Annotated in this window: 9 protein-coding genes and 1 pseudogene; 7 read left to right on the top strand and 3 right to left on the bottom strand. The window is 70.1% G+C overall.

The annotated features are described in order from the left end of the window. Positions 1 to 7 precede the first annotated feature (7 nt). Both A4R44_RS48960 and A4R44_RS13275 read left to right on the top strand, forming a co-directional pair. On the top strand, positions 8 to 778 hold the full coding sequence (locus A4R44_RS48960) for a DUF742 domain-containing protein (protein WP_198545266.1): 771 nt from the start codon (positions 8 to 10) through the stop codon (positions 776 to 778). Continuing rightward, positions 759 to 1,373, top strand: coding sequence for an ATP/GTP-binding protein (locus A4R44_RS13275; RefSeq protein WP_093574469.1), 615 nt, complete (start codon positions 759 to 761; stop codon positions 1,371 to 1,373). Before A4R44_RS48960 ends, A4R44_RS13275 begins: the two co-directional genes overlap by 20 nt. A gap of 164 nt (positions 1,374 to 1,537) precedes the next feature. Here A4R44_RS13275 and A4R44_RS52310 read toward each other — a convergent pair. After that, positions 1,538 to 1,813 (bottom strand): annotated as a pseudogene (locus A4R44_RS52310) (dihydrofolate reductase); the annotation flags it as partial. A gap of 380 nt (positions 1,814 to 2,193) precedes the next feature. Here A4R44_RS52310 and icmF point away from each other — a divergent pair. Then, positions 2,194 to 5,433, top strand: a complete 3,240-nt coding sequence (icmF, locus tag A4R44_RS13265) for a fused isobutyryl-CoA mutase/GTPase IcmF (protein ID WP_067579683.1) — start codon at positions 2,194 to 2,196, stop codon at positions 5,431 to 5,433. A gap of 4 nt (positions 5,434 to 5,437) precedes the next feature. Here the strand turns inward: icmF and A4R44_RS13260 are convergent, their stop codons facing one another. Further along, entirely contained in the window at positions 5,438 to 6,142 is a 705-nt protein-coding gene (locus A4R44_RS13260; RefSeq protein ID WP_067579681.1) for a class I SAM-dependent methyltransferase, read from the bottom strand. Between the two features lie 107 nt (positions 6,143 to 6,249). Between A4R44_RS13260 and A4R44_RS13255 the strand changes: the two genes are divergently transcribed. Beyond that, the gene (locus A4R44_RS13255) at positions 6,250 to 7,086 is read left to right on the top strand and encodes an LLM class F420-dependent oxidoreductase (RefSeq protein ID WP_067579679.1); all 837 of its coding nucleotides are present in this window, start codon (positions 6,250 to 6,252) and stop codon (positions 7,084 to 7,086) included. 59 nt (positions 7,087 to 7,145) lie between these two features. Here A4R44_RS13255 and A4R44_RS13250 read toward each other — a convergent pair whose 3' ends face one another. Continuing rightward, positions 7,146 to 9,146 carry an acyl-CoA dehydrogenase gene (locus A4R44_RS13250; RefSeq protein WP_067579676.1) on the bottom strand — a complete coding sequence of 667 codons (2,001 nt, stop codon included), beginning with the start codon at positions 9,144 to 9,146 and terminating at the stop codon, positions 7,146 to 7,148. A gap of 164 nt (positions 9,147 to 9,310) precedes the next feature. Here A4R44_RS13250 and kstR point away from each other — a divergent pair, with 164 nt between their 5' ends. The 3 genes from kstR (at position 9,311) to A4R44_RS13235 (ending at position 14,142) form a co-directional block, all read left to right on the top strand. Further along, a complete protein-coding gene (kstR, locus tag A4R44_RS13245; RefSeq protein ID WP_067579674.1) occupies positions 9,311 to 9,940 on the top strand; it encodes a cholesterol catabolism transcriptional regulator KstR in 630 nt (209 codons plus the stop codon). A gap of 294 nt (positions 9,941 to 10,234) precedes the next feature. Beyond that, positions 10,235 to 12,970, top strand: coding sequence for a DEAD/DEAH box helicase (locus A4R44_RS13240; protein ID WP_067579672.1), 2,736 nt, complete (start codon positions 10,235 to 10,237; stop codon positions 12,968 to 12,970). Beyond that, complete coding sequence (locus tag A4R44_RS13235; RefSeq protein ID WP_067579670.1) at positions 12,970 to 14,142, top strand: SWIM zinc finger family protein; 1,173 nt, start codon at positions 12,970 to 12,972, stop codon at positions 14,140 to 14,142. Before A4R44_RS13240 ends, A4R44_RS13235 begins: the two co-directional genes overlap by 1 nt. Positions 14,143 to 14,169: the final 27 nt, after the last annotated feature.

Here is a 14,169-nt window from a genome sequence, read left to right as displayed (position 1 = left end):
TGGCGCGATGAGCCAGGGGTCCGGATTGTTCGGCGATGAGCCCGGTACCGGCGGCGAACCCCCGCGCGGGGAGGAGCCCGCCGCCGGGGACGACGGCACGTTCGCCGACGTCCTCAACGGGTTCAGCCTGGATTCGGGCCGCTCGCGCAGAAAACGGAAGAAGAGCGGCAAAGAAAAGAAGGAATCCCAGTCCCCAGTGCCGCCCGCCGCGGGAGCGCACGCGGCAGCGGACCCGCCTGCGGCACCCGTGCCGCAGGCCGACCAAGGAGATGGTGTGACCTCTCTCGTCTCTCCACCGGGCAGTACGGACTCCGACGGCCCCAGACCAGGCGGGCTCTTCGACCCGGGACCGCCGAGCGGCGAGTTCTCGATGCCGTCGGCGATCGTCCGGCCCGAGCGCCACGATCGGGTGGACCCGGCCGAGGAGACTTCGATCGTGCGCCCGTACGCTCTCACCGGCGGGCGCACCCGGGCGAACTACGCGCTCGAACTGGAGACGCTGATCTCCACCAAGGACCATGTCGCCGCGGGGGGCTTCCCCCAGGCGGCGGCGGAGCAGATCGAGAGCATCTCGATCATGGAAGCGTGCCGGACCCCGCGTTCGGTGGCGGAGATCGCCGCGGTGCTGTCGGTGCCGCTGGGGGTGGCGAGGGTGCTGATCAGCGACGCGGCCGACGCCGGCCTGGTCACCGTGCACCGGACGATCTCGGGCCAGGACGGCGCCGAAGCACACTTGATGTTGATGGAAAGGGTTTTGAGTGGACTCCGTCGGCTTTAAGGCACCGCGGGAAACCGCGCCCCCGACCATGACATCGGCGAAGATCGTGGTGGCGGGCGGCTTCGGAGCGGGCAAGACGACCTTCGTGGGCTCGGTGTCGGAAATCGTTCCGCTCACCACCGAGGCGATGATGACCGACGCCAGCCGCGGCATCGACAACCTCGATCAGACCCCGTACAAGACGACCACCACGGTCGCCATGGACTTCGGCCGCGTCTCGCTCGACGCGGACCTGATCCTCTACCTGTTCGGCACGCCCGGCCAGCAGCGGTTCTGGTTCATGTGGGACGACCTGGTGCGCGGCGCCATCGGAGCGGTCGTGCTCGCCGACACCCGCCGCCTCGCGGACTCGTTCGCGCCGATCGACTTCTTCGAGGACCGCGGCCTGCCCTACATCGTCGGCGTGAACACGTTCGACGGCGTGCTGGAACACGACATCAATGATGTGCGCGAGGCGCTGTCGATCGATTCGAGCATCCCGATCGTCCGGTGCGACGCCCGGGAGCGGGAATCGACGAAGCAGACGCTGATCACGCTGGTCGAGTACGCGATGCGGCAGTGGATCGCCTTGCGCGCGGCCAAGGCGCACCAGTAAGCGAAAACCCGGGTCACGCTTGGGTGACCCGGTTTTTCCCTGCCTTCGGCGCGTGACGCGGTGCCGCAGCAGGACGCCCGTGTTGTGGAAAGCGCGGGTTTCGACAGGTGCAGTTCCGCGCGGCCGGCGCCTTCGGCGACGGGGCGGTTGTCTCCGCCCAGGACTACCGGGCGGACGCAGACCAGGTACTCGTCGATGAGCCCGCGGCGGCCCAGTTCGGCGGCGAGGGCGTACCCGCCCATCAGGACGAGGTCGCTGTCCGCGGCCGCTCTGTGCTCGGCGACTTCTTCGGCCAGGTCGCCGCTGGCGATCTCGGTGTTCCCGGCTGCCGAGGTCAGGGTGCGGGAGACCGGTTTCGGCTTCTTCCGCCACCGCGGGGCGAAGGCAAGGTCGTGCGGGTGGTCCGAAATGGACTCCGGGTCGGGCCGGTAGCCCGACATCATTTCCCAGCCGCGGCGGCCGTAGGCGAACAGCGCGGCGCGTTCGGACAGTTCGTTCGAGTAGTCCGAAAGCTCCTGGCCCATGAGGGGCCAGTCGAACTCTCCGGCGGGGCCTTCGACGCAGCCGTGGTCGGCCATGGCGGGCTCGCTTCCCTAGCGGGTGCCGGTCATCAGGGGTCGGAGCCGCGGCGGCCGCCTGGACATCGTCGCGCGAGAAGGTTCTCAGTACTCCTCTTGGCGATGCCACCAGCTGCGGGGGTCGTAGGCGTGCAGATGCGCGAGGTGGCTCATGGTGTCCACGAGCAGGGACGAGGCCCTTTGAGAGCCGGGTCACTCGGGCTTGGGTTTCCAATAGTAGGAAGTCCTAGTAAATTGGGAGGATGAGCGGCAGCGACCTGTACCGTCCCGCGAACCCGGTCCGGTTCGTCACGGCGTCCAGCTTGTTCGACGGCCACGACGCCTCGATCAACATCATGCGCCGGATCCTGCAGTCCCAGGGCGCGGAGGTGGTGCACCTCGGCCACAACCGCTCGGTCGACGAGGTGGCCACGGCCGCGATCGCCGAGGACGTCCAGGGCATCGCCATCTCCGCCTATCAGGGCGGGCACGTCGAGTACTTCAGCTACCTCGTGGAGCTGCTGAACGAGCGCGGCGCGGGGCACATCAAGGTGTTCGGCGGCGGCGGTGGCGTCATCGTGCGCGAGGAGATCGACCTGCTGCATTCGCGCGGCGTGGCGCGGATCTTCTCGCCCGAAGACGGCTACGAGATGGGCCTGCCGGGCATGATCAACCTGATGATCAAGGCCTGCGACAGCGACCTGTCCGCGCAGCCGCCCGCCTCGGTCGACAAGCTGCTGTCCGGCGACGTGCCGGCGCTCGCGCGGGTGATCACCCAGCTGCAGCGCGAAAACCTGCCCGCGGAATGGCTCTCGGCGATCACCGAAGCCGCCGGGCGGAAGCACGTGCCGGTCCTGGGCATCACCGGCACCGGCGGTTCGGGCAAGTCCTCGCTGACCGACGAGCTGATCCGCCGTTTCCGCCTCGACCAGGAGGACAAGCTGCGCATCGCCGTGCTCGCGGTGGACCCGTCGCGGCGCAAGGGCGGCGGCGCGCTGCTCGGCGACCGGATCCGGATGAACTGCCTCGACGGCTCGCCGGTGTACTTCCGTTCGCTGGCCACCCGCACCACCAGCGGCGAGATTCCGGCCGGGCTGAGCGAGTCGATCCTCGCCTGCAAGGCGGCCGGGTTCGACCTGGTGATCGTGGAGACGCCGGGCATCGGCCAGGGCGACGCGGGCATCGTCGACTACGTGGACGAGTCGCTGTACGTGATGACGCCGGAGTTCGGCGCCGCGTCACAGCTGGAAAAGATCGACATGCTCGACTTCGCCGACGTGGTCGCGATCAACAAGTTCGAGCGCCGCGGCGCCGAGGACGCGCTTCGTGATGTCGCGCGTCAGCTGGTGCGCAACCGCGAGGCGTTCGGCTCCGCGCCCGAAGAGATGCCGGTGTACGGCACGAGTGCGGCGAAGTTCAACGACGACGGCGTGACCGCGTTGTACCAGCACCTGCGCGACCTGCTCGCCGAGCGTGGGCTGTCGGTGTCCGCCGGTACGCTGCCGGAGGTTTCGGGCAAGGTCTCGACGGACGCCAGCACGATCATCCCGGGCAACCGGGCGCGCTATCTCGCCGACATTTCCGAAACGGTGCGCGGATACCACGAACAGACTGAGAAGCAGGTCGCCGCGGTCCGCAAACGCGAGCACCTCGCCGAGGCCAAGGCCGCGCTGTCCGAAGTGGACGCGAGCACCGACGCGCTGGACGGCCTGCTCGCCGCCGCGGAGTCGGATGTGGCCGGCGAAACCGCCAACCTGCTTGAGCGGTTCCAGGCGCTCGCCGCCGAATACCGGCAGGACGAGCTGGTGGTGAAGATCCGCGACAAGGAACTGCGCACCCAGCTGTGGCGGGAAACCCTGTCCGGCAACCGGATCCCGCGCGTCGCGCTGCCGCGCTACACCGAGTCCGGCGAGCTGCTTTCCTTCCTGCGCCGGGAAAACCTGCCCGGTTACTTCCCGTACACCGCGGGCGTGTTCCCGTTCAAGCGCGAGGGCGAGGACCCGGCGCGGATGTTCGCCGGCGAGGGCGACGCGTTCCGCACCAACCGCCGGTTCAAGCTGCTGTCGGCCGATTCCGAGGCCAAGCGGCTGTCGACGGCGTTCGACTCGGTCACCCTCTACGGGCACGACCCGGACACCCGCCCGGACATCTACGGCAAGGTCGGCACCTCCGGCGTCTCCATCGCGACGCTGGAGGACATGAAGGCGCTCTACGACGGTTTCGACCTGACCGCGCCGAACACCTCGGTGTCGATGACGATCAACGGTCCCGCGCCGACGATCCTCGCGTTCTTCCTCAACACCGCGATCGACCAGAAGTTCGCCGCGTTCCGCGAGGAGCACGGGCGCGAGCCGTCCGGGACCGAGGCCGCCGAACTGCGCGAATGGGCGCTGCGGAACGTCCGCGGCACCGTGCAGGCGGACATTCTCAAGGAAGACCAGGGCCAGAACACCTGCATCTTCTCCACCGAGTTCAGCCTGCGGATGATGGCCGACGTGCAGGAGTGGTTCATCCAGCACGGGGTGCGCAACTTCTACTCGGTGTCGATCTCCGGCTATCACATCGCCGAGGCCGGGGCGAACCCGATCTCGCAGCTGGCCTTCACGCTCGCCAACGGGTTCACCTACGTGGAGTCGTACCTGGCGCGCGGCATGGACATCGACGATTTCGCGCCGAACCTGTCGTTCTTCTTCTCCAACGGGATGGACGCGGAGTACTCGGTGCTCGGCCGGGTCGCGCGGCGGATCTGGGCCGTGGCGATGCGCGAGCGCTACGGCGCGAACGACCGGTCGCAGAAGCTCAAGTACCACGTGCAGACCTCCGGCCGGTCGCTGCACGCGCAGGAGATGAGCTTCAACGACATCCGCACCACGCTGCAGGCGCTGTGCGCGCTGTACGACAACGCGAACTCCTTGCACACCAACGCGTTCGACGAGGCGATCACCACGCCTTCGGAGTCGTCGGTGCGCCGCGCGATGGCCATCCAGATGATCATCAACAAGGAGTGGGGCCTGTCGAAGAACGAGAACCCGCTGCAGGGCTCGTTCGTCATCGACGAGCTGACCGACCTGGTCGAGGAGGCCGTGCTCACCGAGTTCGACCGGATCTCCGAACGCGGCGGCGTGCTCGGCGCGATGGAGACCGGCTACCAGCGCGGCCGGATCCAGGACGAATCGCTGCTGTACGAACGCAAGAAGCACGACGGCTCGCTGCCGATCATCGGCGTCAACACCTTCCGCAACCCGAAGGCGGGCGAGGACGACGTCGAGGTGGAGCTGGCCCGCGCGACCGAGGACGAGAAGCAGTCCCAGCTGCGCAGGCTCGCCGATTTCCAACAGGGGCACCGCGAGGAGGCCCAGCAGGCGCTCAAGGCGCTGCGCGACGCGGCCACCCGCGGCGGCAACCTGTTCGACGTGCTGATGGATGCCGCGCGGGTGTGCTCGCTCGGTCAGATCACTGAGACGTTCTTCGAGGTCGGCGGCCAGTACCGGCGCAACGTCTGAGCTGTCACGCCCGGTCGGCGGCCAACCGCCACATCGGGACGAGGACCCGGCCCTGCTCGTCGACGTCCAACGCGTCGAGCGCGGCCGGGTCCGGTTTTTCGTCTTCCGAGACGGCGGAGACCGCGGCGATCAGGCCCTCGCGGCTCATCGCGGTGGTGTAGACGGCTGGTTCGAGCACGCTGATCGTCCAGCCGTTGCCGACCGTTTCGCGCAGATTCTGCTCGGTGATCCGGTATGGCACCGGGAAGTTCGCCGGTACTGCGTCGGAGAAGCAAAAGATGTTCAGCCGCGCGCCGGGCTTGGTCGCTCGCACGAGCGCCGCCACGTACGCGTGGCGCTGTTCATCATCGAGACAGTGGTAGAGCGCGCTGTCGAGAACCGCGTCGAAGCGGCCTTCGTGCCCGTCGAGCCGGGTTGCGTCGGCCTGGTCGAAGGTGACGTCCAGGCCGCGCTTCGCGGCGGTTTCGCGGGCCCGTGCGAGCGCGGTCGGCGCACCGTCGAGACCGGTCACGCGGTGTCCGCGAGACGCGAGGTACATCGCGTTTTCGCCTAGGCCGCAGCCTATGTCGAGCACTTCGCCGCGGAATCCGCCGTCCGCCTCAAGCGCGACCACCGCGGGCTGCGGGCCGGCGATGTCCCACGGGACCTTCTCCCCGATCGGGGTATTGCCCTGGTACATGTCCTCGAAGTCGACGTCCGTCACGTCCATCCGGAGCCTCCTATTCAACGGTTGATGATTTAACGCTAGCGGACCGGGCCGGTGATCTGTCAACAGCCCGCGGGAATACCTGCCCGATCCGCGGAGTAGAAGGAGGCATGGATTTCGGGATCTCGACGTTCGTGACCGACGAAGGCATCCGGCCCGACGTGCTGGGCGAGGCAGCGGAGGAGCGCGGGTTCGCCTCGCTCTTCCTCGCGGAGCACTCGCACATCCCGGCGAGCCGCGAAACGCCGTACCCCGGCGGGGACGAGCTGCCGCGCATCTACTACCGCACGCTCGACCCGTTCGTGGCGCTGACCGCGGCCGCGGTGAACACTTCCGACCTGGTGCTGGGCACCGGCGTCGTGCTGCTGATCCAGCGCGACATCATCCACACCGCGAAGGAGGCGGCGTCGCTCGACCTGGTCTCGCGCGGCCGGTTCGCCTTCGGCGTCGGAGCCGGGTGGAACCGCGAGGAAATGGCCAACCACGGCACCGACCCGAAGACGCGGGGTGCGCTGCTGAACGAGCAGATCGCCGCGCTGAAGGCGATCTGGACCCAGGAGCAGGCGGAGTTCCACGGCAAGCACATCGACTTCGACCCGATCTTCGCGTGGCCGAAGCCGGTGCGGAAGCCGCATCCGCCGATCCTGGTCGGCGGCGCGAGCGACGCGGCGCTGAAGCGGCTGATCGAGCACGGCGACGGCTGGATCCCGAACCCCGCGGTGTCGCCGGACGACGTGCGCCGCGTGCGTCGGCAGCTCGCCGACGCGGGACGCGGGGACCTGCCGTCGCAACTCTTCGGCGGACCGGCCGACGCGGACGCGATCAAGCAGTACGCCGACGCCGGGCTGGACCACTACGGGTTCATGCTGCCGACGCTGCCGGAGGCGGAAACGCTGGCGCTGCTGGACGAATACGCCCGCCTCGCCGCCGCTTTCCGGGCCGAGTGACGTGCCGTGAAGGACTCCTCACGGGAATCAGATTCCCGCGAGGAGTCCTTCACGGACGTTCAGCGGGGGAGGCCGAGCACGCGTTCGGCGGCGGCGGACCGCAGGACCTGCGTGGTGCCGCCCGCGATGGACAGGCAGCGGGTGAGCAGGAACTCTTGCGCCGCCGGGGTTTCCGCGACCAGCTCCGGCGCGAGGTCGAGGGCGAACTCGGCCGTTTCCTGCCGATGCCGGACCCCGAGCAGCTTCGCGACCGACGATTCCGCACCCGGTCCGAGGCCGTCCAGCCGTCGCAGCGTCGCCCGCAGGTCGAGCACCGAGCACGCGCTGCCCTGTCCGATCAACCCGCCGAGCCGGTCGCGATCCACGTCCTCGGGCGCGGATTCCAGCAGCGCCTCCACGTTCTCGCCGACCGCCGAACCGCGGCCCAGTGCGACGCGTTCGTTCGCCAGCGTCGTGCGCGCGAGCTTCCAGCCCGCACCGGGTTCGCCGACGACATCGGCGTCCGGAACGAAGACGTCGTCCAGGAAAACCTCGTTGAACACGCTCCGCCCGGTGATCTCGCGCAGCGGTCGCGTGGTGATGCCCTCGGCGCGCATGTCGACCAGGAAGTACGTGATTCCCTTGTGCTTCGGCATCTCCGGGTCGGTGCGAGCGAGACAGATCGCCCAATCCGCTTCGTGGGCCAGCGACGTCCACACCTTCTGTCCGGTCAGCAGCCAGCCGCCGCCGGTCCGGCGCGCCACGGTGCGCAGCGACGCCAGGTCCGAGCCGGCGCCGGGCTCGCTGAACAGCTGACACCAGGTCACTTCCCCGCGGAGTGTCGGCTTGGCGAAGCGTTCGCGCTGGTCGTCGGTGCCGTGGGCGAGAATCGTCGGCACTGCCCAGCCGCCGATCACCATGTCCGGCCGCCGAATGTCCGCCGCGGTCAGTGCGGCGTCGATCCGCAGCTGTGCCGCCGCGTCCGCACCCATGCCGTAGGGCTGGGGCCAATGCGGGGCCAGCAGTCCCGAGTCCGCGAGTGCGGTGCGGCGCTTTTCTTCCGGCAGGGCAGCGATTTCCGCGACCAGGCGGGTCACTTCGGCGTCTTCGCCGACGTTTACTCCGAGCGTCCGGCGCTTCCCGGCCAACGCCAGGTCCGCGGCCCGCTGACGCCACTTCTGGGAACCGCCGAGCCACTGCCGCAACGCCAACGCGCGCCGCAGGTACAGATGTGCCTCGTGCTCCCAGGTGAACCCGATTCCGCCGAGCACCTGAATGCAGTCCTTCGCGTTCTCGACGGCGGCGTCCAACGCCACCGCCGCAGCGCTCGCGACGGCCAGCGGATCGCCGGCCGACGAAGCCGCGTCCCAGGCCAGCGCCTCGGCCGCTTCGGTGCGGCACAACATCTCCGCGCACAGGTGTTTCACTGCCTGGAAAGCGCCGATCACCTGGCCGAATTGCTCCCGGACCTTGGCGTACTCGACGGCCGTCGTCAGGCACCAGCGCGCCACGCCCGCCGCTTCCGCGACCGCGAGCGTCGCCGCGAGATCGCGGACGTCCGGCAGGTTCAGCACCTCGCCTGGCACGTCGGCCCCGACCCGCCCCAGCGTCCGGGAAAAGTCGAAGGGAGCCAACGGTTCCACCGCTGTTCCGGGCGGAACCAAGACGGACCGATTGCCGCGCGGCACGAGCAGCCACGTCCCGTCGTCCGCGCCGGGCACGGTCGCCGATTCTGCCAACTGCACCGCGACCTGCGCGGTGCCGTCGGCGATTTCGGCGGCGAGTTCCTTCGAATGCTCCGCGAGCAGCAGCCCGGCCAGCGCGGTGCTCAGCAGCGGCCCCGGCACCAGCGCTTCCGCCGCGGCGGCGAGCCCGGCCGCGAGATCCGCGACAGTCCCGTCCGCGCCGTTCACCGACGCGGGCAGCGCGACGCCGGTGAGGCCGAGCGCGGCGAACCCGTCCGGCAGGCCGGCCCCAGCGGTTTCGGCCGCGCGCACAGCGGCGACCGGATCGTGCGCCGCAGCCCAATCCCGCACGGCGGCGGCGAGCGCGGTTTGTTCCTCGGTGAGCGCGACCGGCATCGGTCTCCTCCTCGCGGGGTACAGAGCTACTGGTGAGTGTAGAACGTGTTACAGTTTTTCCGCCAGGTGGTCGAGAGTTGAACCTTTCTCCAGGGCAGGTACGCTGAGCCGGAAACTGGAACGAGTTCCGCAAGACTGCTTGCGTGCCGACAGAGGGGAAGACGATGCCGGGGAAGGCGAAGACGCCGGCGAAAACGCGGGCGAACGGCCTCGGCGCGATGGGCGAGGAACTGGGCTCCGCGGCCCAGCGGGACCGCCGCCGCCGCATCATCGACGCGACGCTCTCGCTGGCCTCCAAGGGCGGCTACGACGCGGTGCAGATGCGCGCGGTCGCCGAGAAGGCCGACGTCGCGCTGGGCACGCTGTACCGGTATTTCCCGTCGAAGATTCACCTGCTCGTGTCGGGTCTGGCGCAGCAGTTCGAGGCCGCGCACGAGAAAATCCAGCGCAGCGCGATCCCCGGCGAAACCCCCGCCGAGCGGCTGATGTTCGTGCTGGGCCGCAACACCCGCCTGATGCAGCGCGATCCGCACCTCACCGAGGCGATGGTGCGCGCGTTCATGTTCGCCGACACGTCCGCGGCCGCCGAGGTCGAACTGGTCGGCCGCCTGATGGAGGACATGTTCGCGAGCGCGATGGGCATCGACGACCCCACCGAGGCGGACCGCGACATCTTCCACGTGGTCGCCGACGTGTGGATGGCGAACCTGGTCGCCTGGGTGACCCGCCGCGCCTCCGCCGCCGATGTGGCCAGCCGCCTGGAACTCTCCGTCCACCTGCTCCTGGACAAATAGCCGTCGGTGCGGGCCACCCTCACAGACCCTGATTCCCTGAGGGTTCCCCTCACGACCCGCTCGCTCGCCACCGCCGCCCGGGATGCGTGGGAGCGCTAGCCCCCGCCGCCTGCGAGACCGCCGCCGATGCACTCAGCGAACGGTGCAGCCACACCACCCCCCGCACCCCGATACGAAGCTTCCCTGCAGACCGTCAGCACAATAAGCTTCGGGGTGCCCCGCGCAACCCCCAAAAAACAATGTCGCCGCCAGGCGACGAGCGGAACTGTCGGACCCACGCGTTACCGTGCGCGGGTGGAGTTCGACCAGACCACCCAAGCCACCTACCTCCCCTCGGATCCCCCGCGAGAGGGAGTTCTGGCACTGTGGGGCGACGAGATCGAGGGGGACACCCCGATCCAGCTCGTCCTGCCCGGCGGCGGGAAATTCGCCCGTACCGAGGTGGTGGCGCGGCTCGTGCCGCTCGCGCAGGCCATCCCGCGGCTGCTGGTCGTACCGGACGAAACCAGCCCGGCACTGTCAGCGTGGTCAGCGGTGGTCAACGCCGGAGTGAATCTCGTGGCGCGCGGCCGCTTGCGTCCGGCGTCGACCCCGAGCGGCCTGGGCACCTGGCGAGTGGGCCCGCTGGACGCGGCCGACGAAGAACTCCTGCGCGGACTCGCCGCCGCGTTGCCGCCCGAAGCGCACGCGCTGCCGCTGTCCGGCGTGAAACGAATCCGCCTGCACTCGCCGGAATCACTGGTTCGCGCGGTGTGGGACGCCGCGGCGGACGTGCTCGTGCGCAGTCCGGCGGCCGCGGTCGGGTCCGGTGGGGCAGCGTTCGCCGAAGCGCGGCCCACGCTGCTGGATCCGGACGGTGCGGCCTGGCTCGCCGAGCTGGAAGCCCGCAGCCCGGACGGCGCGCGACTGCTGCTGCGGATCGAAGCGGCCGAGGAGGAATTCTCCGGAGTACTGGCCGTCCGCTCGTCCCTTGAACCGAGTCTGGTCGTCGAAGCGGCCACGTTGTGGGACGCTCCCGAAGCGGTGTTGCACCGGCTGGGCGACCAGGTGGAAACGCAGCTTCTGCTGGGGCTGCGGCGAGGTGCGCGGGCCTGGCCGCCGCTGGGGCGGATCCTGTCCGAACCGGCGCCCGCCACGCTCCCGCTGTCCGACGACGAGGTCCTCGACCTGCTCGGCACCGGTGCGCGTGACCTGGGCGGCGCGGGCATCGAAGTCCTGTGGCCCAAGGATCTCTTCTCCGGAGAGGTGCGGGCGAAGGCGAGCGTCACGCAGGCTCCGGCGAGCGAATCCGGTCCCGCGTTCCCGCTCAACGGCCTGCTGGAGTTCCGCTGGCGGCTCAGTCTCGGCGGCAGCGACCTCACCGACGAGGAGGTCTCGGTGCTCGCCGAAGCCAAACGTCCGCTGGTCCGGTTGCGCGGGCAGTGGGTGAAGCTCGATCCCGCTCTGCTGGCGCGGATGCGGGCCCGGCGCTCGCGGCTGACCGGTGCCGAAGCGCTGGCCGCGGCGCTCACCGGCGAGCTGGAGGTCGACGGCGAACGAGTCGAGTTCGCCCCGCGACCGGCGTTGGCCGGGCTCGCCGAACGGCTGCGGGAAAGGGAACCCGCGCCGGTCGGGGAACCGGCGGGGCTGATCGCCACTCTGCGGCCGTATCAACGCGCTGGGCTGGGCTGGCTCATCGCCATGACCGAACTCGGTCGGGGCCCCTGCCTCGCCGACGACATGGGGCTGGGCAAGACAATCCAGCTCATCGCCCTGCACCTGCACCGCCGCGCCCGGGCCGCGGGTCCGACGCTCGTGCTGTGCCCGACGTCGTTGCTGGGCAACTGGGAACGCGAGTTCGGCAAGTTCGCGCCGGACGTGCCGGTGCGCCGGTTCCACGGCGGCGGACGGCACCTCGACGATCTGGCCCCGGACGAGGTCGTGCTCGCCACGTACGGGGTGCTGCGCCGCGACCGGGAGCTGCTGTCCGAAGTGGACTGGGGCATGGTCGCCGCGGACGAGGCGCAGCACGTCAAGAACCCGTTGTCCGCCACGGCGAAAGAACTGCGGCAGGTGCCCGCGGCGGCCCGCGTGGCGCTCACCGGAACACCGGTGGAGAACCGGCTCACCGAACTGTGGGCGCTGCTCGACTGGACCACGCCGGGGCTGCTCGGTCCGCTGGAGAAGTTCCGGCGCACCGTGGCGCGGCCGATCGAACGGGACCGGGACGAGACGGCCACCGGAAGGCTGGCTGCGACAGTCCGGCCGTTTCTGTTGCGCCGCCGCAAAACCGATCCGGACATCGCGCCGGAACTGCCGCGGAAAACCGAGACCGACCGGTACGTCCCGCTCACCGCCGAGCAGACCACGCTGTACGAGGCGGTGGTCCGGGAGAACCTCGCGCAGATCCGGGAAGCACAAGGGGTCCAGCGGCGCGGCCAGGTGCTGAAGCTGCTCACCGAACTCAAGCAGATCTGCAATCACCCGGCGCACTACCTCAAGGAAAGCACGGGCGCGCTGAGCGGGCGGTCGGGCAAGCTCGCCGCGTTCGAGGAACTGCTGGACGTCATCCTCGACGAGGGCGAGAGTGTGCTGGTGTTCAGCCAGTACGTGCGGTTGTGCCGATTGCTGGAGCGTCGGCTCGCCGAACGCGGGCTGCCGGCCGCGCTGCTGTCCGGCGAGGCCGGGCCCAAGCAGCGCGACGAGATGGTGGCCGCGTTCCAGTCCGGCGAGGTGCCGGTGTTCCTGTTGTCCCTCAAGGCGGGCGGCGTCGGGCTCAACCTCACCCAGGCCACGCATGTGATCCACTACGACCGCTGGTGGAACCCGGCGGTGGAGGACCAGGCCACCGACCGCGCGTACCGGATCGGCCAGGACCGGCCGGTCCAGGTGCACCGGCTGATCGCCGAGGGCACGCTGGAGGAACGCGTCGCCGCGGTGCTGGACACCAAGCGCGGGCTGGCCGACGCGGTCGTCGGTGCGGGGGAGGACTGGATCACCGAACTGTCCGACGACCAGCTCGCCGACCTCGTCCGGCTCGGGAGCGGCTGATGCCGCCGCGGCGGACGTTCGGGCGCCGGTGGTGGGGCCGGGCGTGGGTGGAGGCGCTGGAGCAGCGCGCCGAACTGGATCCGAACCGGCTGCCGCGCGGGCGGACGTACGCGCGCAAGGGCGTCGTCGACCAGCTGGCGATCAGCGCGGGCGAGATCACCGCGTGGGTGCGGGGAAGCCGCCCGGACCCGTACCGCGTCGCGATCCGGATGCGCGAGTTCAGCGCGTCGGAATGGGACAAGCTGCTCGACGTCGCCGGTCGCCGCCTCGGGCACGCCGCGGCCTTGCTCGACGGCGAACTGCCGGAGGAACTGGCCGTCGGCTCGCGCGAGGCCGGGGCGGACCTGCTGCCTGGTCCCGGCGATCTGCGGCCGCGGTGTTCCTGTCCGGACCGCGCGAATCCGTGCAAACACGTGGCGGCGGTGTACTACCTGGTCGCCGACGAGGTGGACGCCGATCCGTTCGTGCTGTTCACCCTGCGCGGCCGGGGCCGGGACGAGGTTTTGGCTCAGCTGCGCGAATCGCGGAGCACCGGCGCTGCTCGTCCGGCTCGCGCGCCGGAGGTCGGGCTGACGCCGAAGAAGGCGTACGCGCGGCGGATCGCGCCGCTGCCGCCGCTGCCCGCGATCCCCGGCGAACCCGGTCCGCCCGCCGTGCTCGACCTGGACCCGCCCGCTCGCTCCGGCCTGACCTCCGCTGGCCTCGCCGCGCTGGCCGCCGACGCCGCCTCGCTCGCGCTCGACCTGCTGTACACCCGGGATGCCGTGGCGGACTTGACTTTCGCCGAGGACCTGGCCCGTCGGGCCGCCCGGCCGGGCGCGGACGTGTTCGGGCTCGCCGCTGCCGCCGAGGTCGCGCCGTCGGAGCTGATCGTGTCGGCGCAGGCGTGGCGAGAAGCGGGCCGGAGCGGGCTGGCGGCGCTGCGGGAGGTCTGGAGTCCCGGATCCGGGCCCTTGGCGGTGGCTCGTGCGGAACTCGCGGAATTGCCGGGGGAGGTGAGGGTGTGGCGCAACCGGGTGACGGCCGGGCCGGTGCAGCTGCGGTACGGACGGGACAGCCGGTGGTACCGGTTCGTGCGCGTCGCGGGGCAGTGGTGGCCGGACGGGCCTCCGGCCGGGCAGCCGGTCGATCTCGCCTACCCGGCGGAGAGCCGGCTCACTGACGCGGAGTGAAACGAGACGGTCCGTCTCGTTTCGTGC

Source organism: Amycolatopsis sp. M39 (assembly GCF_001651785.1).
Taxonomy (GTDB): Bacteria; Actinomycetota; Actinomycetes; order Mycobacteriales; family Pseudonocardiaceae; genus Amycolatopsis; species Amycolatopsis rubida.
The sequence above is the reverse complement of the archived record's forward strand: the minus strand, read 5'-3'. Positions and strand labels throughout refer to the sequence as shown.

Bases quoted from the DNA above. Each gene is read 5' to 3' on its own strand.
- A4R44_RS13235 (WP_067579670.1), top strand. From the start codon at position 12,970: ATGCCGCCGCGGCGGACGTTCGGGCGCCGGTGGTGGGGCCGGGCGTGG.
- A4R44_RS48960 (WP_198545266.1), top strand. From the start codon at position 8: ATGAGCCAGGGGTCCGGATTGTTCGGCGATGAGCCCGGTACCGGCGGC.
- A4R44_RS13260 (WP_067579681.1), bottom strand. From the start codon at position 6,142: ATGGACGTGACGGACGTCGACTTCGAGGACATGTACCAGGGCAATACC.
- A4R44_RS13255 (WP_067579679.1), top strand. From the start codon at position 6,250: ATGGATTTCGGGATCTCGACGTTCGTGACCGACGAAGGCATCCGGCCC.
- A4R44_RS13250 (WP_067579676.1), bottom strand. From the start codon at position 9,146: ATGCCGGTCGCGCTCACCGAGGAACAAACCGCGCTCGCCGCCGCCGTG.
- icmF (WP_067579683.1), top strand. From the start codon at position 2,194: ATGAGCGGCAGCGACCTGTACCGTCCCGCGAACCCGGTCCGGTTCGTC.
- kstR (WP_067579674.1), top strand. From the start codon at position 9,311: ATGCCGGGGAAGGCGAAGACGCCGGCGAAAACGCGGGCGAACGGCCTC.